Origin of the sequence: Pseudomonas sp. (genome assembly GCF_037994325.1) — a bacterium.
Taxonomy (GTDB): domain Bacteria; phylum Pseudomonadota; class Gammaproteobacteria; order Pseudomonadales; family Pseudomonadaceae; genus Aquipseudomonas.
In genome coordinates, this window is sequence record NZ_JBBNAH010000518.1 from 1 (window position 1) to 3,884 (window position 3,884).

Annotated in this window: 5 protein-coding genes; all 5 read right to left on the reverse strand. The window is 58.5% G+C overall.

Features of this window, described 5'->3' with window-relative positions:
* Positions 1-28: 28 nt before the first annotated feature.
* On the reverse strand, positions 29-850 hold the full coding sequence (locus tag AAAB16_RS17385; RefSeq protein ID WP_340664446.1) for an EI24 domain-containing protein: 822 nt from the start codon (positions 848-850) through the stop codon (positions 29-31).
* A gap of 145 nt (positions 851-995) precedes the next feature.
* Positions 996-2,339 carry an acetyl-CoA carboxylase biotin carboxylase subunit gene (gene accC, locus AAAB16_RS17390; protein WP_340664447.1) on the reverse strand — a complete coding sequence of 448 codons (1,344 nt, stop codon included), beginning with the start codon at positions 2,337-2,339 and terminating at the stop codon, positions 996-998.
* 17 nt (positions 2,340-2,356) lie between these two features.
* Positions 2,357-2,812, reverse strand: coding sequence for an acetyl-CoA carboxylase biotin carboxyl carrier protein (gene accB, locus AAAB16_RS17395; protein WP_110616867.1), 456 nt, complete (start codon positions 2,810-2,812; stop codon positions 2,357-2,359).
* Positions 2,813-2,836: 24 nt separating this feature from the next.
* A complete protein-coding gene (gene aroQ / locus AAAB16_RS17400) occupies positions 2,837-3,280 on the reverse strand; it encodes a type II 3-dehydroquinate dehydratase (protein WP_340664448.1) in 444 nt (147 codons plus the stop codon).
* A 129-nt stretch (positions 3,281-3,409) separates the two neighbouring features.
* Positions 3,410-3,884 (reverse strand): thioredoxin family protein (locus AAAB16_RS17405; RefSeq protein ID WP_340664449.1); only part of this gene is annotated, 475 nt, incomplete at its 5' end.

A 3,884-nucleotide genomic window follows, 5' to 3' on the forward strand; every position in this document is an offset into this window, starting at 1 on the left:
TTTGCCTGGCGTTTGGTACTGGCGCGGTTTATTCGAGCGCGTTTTCTGGTGATTTAAGCCCACGGTAACCGAGGTGGCAGGCGCCGCCTGCGAGTAGGGCGGGTAGCAACAGATTGGCCACCGGCACCATGGCCAATAGCAGAATCAGCAGGCCAAAGGCCAAGATGGCGCCCCGCTGGCCCTTTAGTGCAGCCAGTTGCTCACTGCTGCTGACCAGATTGGAAAACGCCGCGGGTGTTAAAAAGCGCACATTCAGATACGCCAGCAACAGCACCATCAGTACGCCGTTCACCAGCGGAATCAGCAGACACACCAGCATGCCCAGGGTAAGCCCCAGCCACGGTCCAACGACATAACGCGCACCGTGTAGCAAGTTGCGGTCTGCCGCTGCGCGCTGCTGCAGCAACGGGTAATGGCGCATGCAGCGTTTACGCACTGAGCCCATCAGTACCCAGCTTAACGGCACTCGAATGGTGGCCACGATGGCGAAGATATACAGCACCCCGACCATCACCACCGCCAACGCTGCCACATACAACACCAGCATGGCCAAGGGCCCTGCCATGCCGCCCATAGCCACCACACTGCCGCCGGCCGCACCCAGGCTTGGCAGTGCACCCATCACCACACCGCCATAGACAATGATCAACGACAACATGCCGCAGACCATGCCGATCTTGTCGTAGTGGGCGATAAACACCCAGGTCCATAGAATAAACGCCAGCGCACAGAGCCCGGCCGAGCGCAATAAAATGCCCGGACGCAGGCTGTCTCTAAAGGCTAAGCCGAGGCAGATAAATGCCTCACGAAAGGCCGCTGTCGTGGCGTGAAAAGCTGTCTTGATTCCCATGGAATCTGCATTTCCCTATGTAGGTCGTACGTTATTGCGTTTGCACGCTGTGCGGCGATCGTAGGGTGTGCTGTGCGCACCACGGCCACACCCATGAAAATGAAAAAAGGCCGCATCAAGCGGCCTTTATCCAGAGCAATTCCAATTAGTGGATGCCCAGTTTCTTCTCGAGGTAGTGAATATTCACGCCACCTTTGCAGAAACCTTTGTCGCGAACCAAATCCCTGTGCAGCGGGATATTGGTTTTGATGCCATCGACCACAATCTCATCCAGCGCATTGCGCATGCGCGCCATGGCTTCGTCACGGGTTGCCCCATAGGTGATCAGCTTGCCGATCAACGAGTCATAGTTCGGCGGCACGCTGTAGCCGCTGTACAGGTGCGAATCCACGCGCACGCCATTGCCGCCAGGGGCATGGAAGTGCTTGACCTTGCCCGGGCTCGGCATAAAGGTCGACGGGTCTTCAGCGTTGATCCGGCATTCCAGGGCATGACCGCGGATTACCACATCTTCCTGCTTGATCGACAGCTTGTTGCCAGCGGCGATGCTGAGCATCTCCTTGACGATATCGATGCCAGTCACCATCTCCGAAACCGGGTGCTCCACCTGAACGCGGGTGTTCATCTCGATAAAGTAGAACGCGCCGTTTTCGTAGAGGAACTCGAAGGTACCGGCGCCACGGTAGCCAATGTCGATACAGGCTTTTACGCAGCGGGCGAACACTTCCTGGCGGGCTTTTTCATCGATACCCGGAGCCGGTGCTTCTTCCAGCACCTTTTGGTGACGACGTTGCAGCGAGCAATCGCGGTCGCCCAGGTGAATGGCGTTGCCTTGACCGTCGGACAACACCTGCACTTCCACGTGACGTGGGTTGGTAAGGAATTTTTCCAGATAGACCATCGGGTTGCCAAACGCAGCACCGGCTTCGGTGCGGGTCAGCTTGGCCGATTTGATCAGTTCTTCTTCGTCGTGCACCACGCGCATGCCGCGACCACCGCCGCCGCCAGCGGCTTTGATGATCACCGGGTAACCGACTTCGCGACCAATGCGCAGCGCGGTCTCCTCGTCTTCCGGCAGCGGGCCGTCGGAACCAGGAACGGTGGGTACACCAGCAGCAATCATGGCGTGCTTGGCGGAAACCTTGTCGCCCATCAGGCGGATGGTTTCAGCTTTCGGGCCGATAAAGGCAAAACCGGATTTTTCCACCTGCTCGGCAAAATCAGCGTTTTCCGCGAGGAAGCCATAGCCTGGGTGAATGGCGGTAGCGCCGGTCACTTCGGCTGCGGCGATGATTGCCGGAATATGCAGGTAGGATTTGTTAGCGGGGCCAGGACCGATGCACACCGTCTCGTCTGCCAGGCCCAAGTGCATCAATTCACGGTCGGCGGTGGAATACACCGCGACGGTCTTGATGCCGAGCTCTTTGCAGGCGCGCAGGATGCGCAAGGCAATTTCGCCGCGGTTGGCGATCAGCACTTTTTCCAACATCGCAGGCTCTCCGCGGTTCAAACGATGGTGAACAGCGGTTGGTCGTACTCAACCGGCTGGCCGTTTTCCACCAAGATGGATTCGATGACGCCGCTGGTTTCAGCTTCGATGTGGTTCATCATTTTCATGGCTTCAACGATGCACAAGATGTCGCCTTTCTTCACGCTCTGGCCGACTTCAACAAAGGCTGGCGAGGTGGGCGCCGGGGTGCGGTAGAAGGTGCCGACCATCGGCGAGCGCACCACGTTGCCATTCAATTTGGCAGCAGCTGGAGCGGCTTCGGCGATAGGTGCTGCTGCTACTGGAGCGGCGGCGGGGGCAGGGGCGGCGAACATTTGTGGAGCGGGGGCGTATTGCGGCTGTTTGCCATGACGGCTGATACGTACGGACTCTTCGCCCTCACGGATCTCCAGCTCATCGATGCCGGACTCTTCCAGTAGCTCGATCAATTTCTTAACTTTACGAATATCCATAAATAGCAACTCCCAAGGAAAAGGTCAGGGGCGTTCAAGTTGTTCCAGGGCAGCCTCCAGGGCCAGCCGGTAACCGCTGGCGCCAAGGCCGCAGATCACGCCTACAGCAACATCCGAAAAGTAGGAGTGATGGCGGAAAGGTTCGCGCTTGTGCACGTTTGACAGGTGCACTTCGATGAATGGGATGCTCACCGCCAGCAGCGCGTCACGTAATGCGACGCTTGTATGTGTAAAAGCTGCCGGATTGATAAGAATAAAGTCCACCGCCTCACCGCGAGCCGCATGAATGCGCTCGATCAGTTCGTACTCGGCATTGCTTTGCAGGTACATCAGATGGTGGCCGGCCTCACGGGCGCGGCGCTCCAGATCGAGGTTGATCTGTTCCAGCGTGGTGGCGCCATAGACGCCTGGTTCGCGTGTGCCCAACAGATTGAGGTTGGGGCCATGCAGGACCAGTAAGGTGGCCATGTGGGTGTCTTCCTTATTGTTGTTGCCATTCAACGCTGCGCCGGACTATGCCGCAGCCTGCTGTGAGTGTCCAGTTGTCAGCAGTACCAAGCACGATAGCAGCAGATTGCTGCAAATATATGCAGCTCGTCAGCGCGCGGCAGCTGTGCGCAGGCGTTCGGCGAAGGTCGCGGCGTCTACTTCACCAATTACGCGGATATCCGCCCATTCTTCGCCGTTAGGCGCAAAGAACAGAAAAGCCGGCGGGCCAAACAGCTTGTAGCGATCCAGCAGCGCGCGTTGTTCTTCGCTGCTGTCGGTGATGTCGAAGCGCACCAGGCGATAGCGGCCCAGCTGGCTGGTGACTTCCGGTGCATGCAACACCTCGCGTTCGATGACTTTGCAGCTGATGCACCAGTCGGCGTACCAATCCAGCAGCAGCGGCTGATTGGCAGTCTTGGCGGCGGCCAGTGCGGCATCAAGCTCGGCAGGGGTTTTAACGGTTTGCCACGTGCTAGTGACCGCCGCGGCGCCGGGAGTGCTGGCCTGTTCAGCTTGTCGGCCCAGTGGCCGCAGCGGATCGCTTTCACCTTGCAACGCGCCCACCCAAGCACTGATGCCATAT

Excerpts from the sequence above, each read along its gene's own strand:
- AAAB16_RS17385 (WP_340664446.1), bottom strand. The coding sequence starts at position 850 with ATGGGAATCAAGACAGCTTTTCACGCCACGACAGCGGCCTTTCGTGAG.
- aroQ (WP_340664448.1), bottom strand. The coding sequence starts at position 3,280 with ATGGCCACCTTACTGGTCCTGCATGGCCCCAACCTCAATCTGTTGGGC.
- accC (WP_340664447.1), bottom strand. The coding sequence starts at position 2,339 with ATGTTGGAAAAAGTGCTGATCGCCAACCGCGGCGAAATTGCCTTGCGC.
- accB (WP_110616867.1), bottom strand. The coding sequence starts at position 2,812 with ATGGATATTCGTAAAGTTAAGAAATTGATCGAGCTACTGGAAGAGTCC.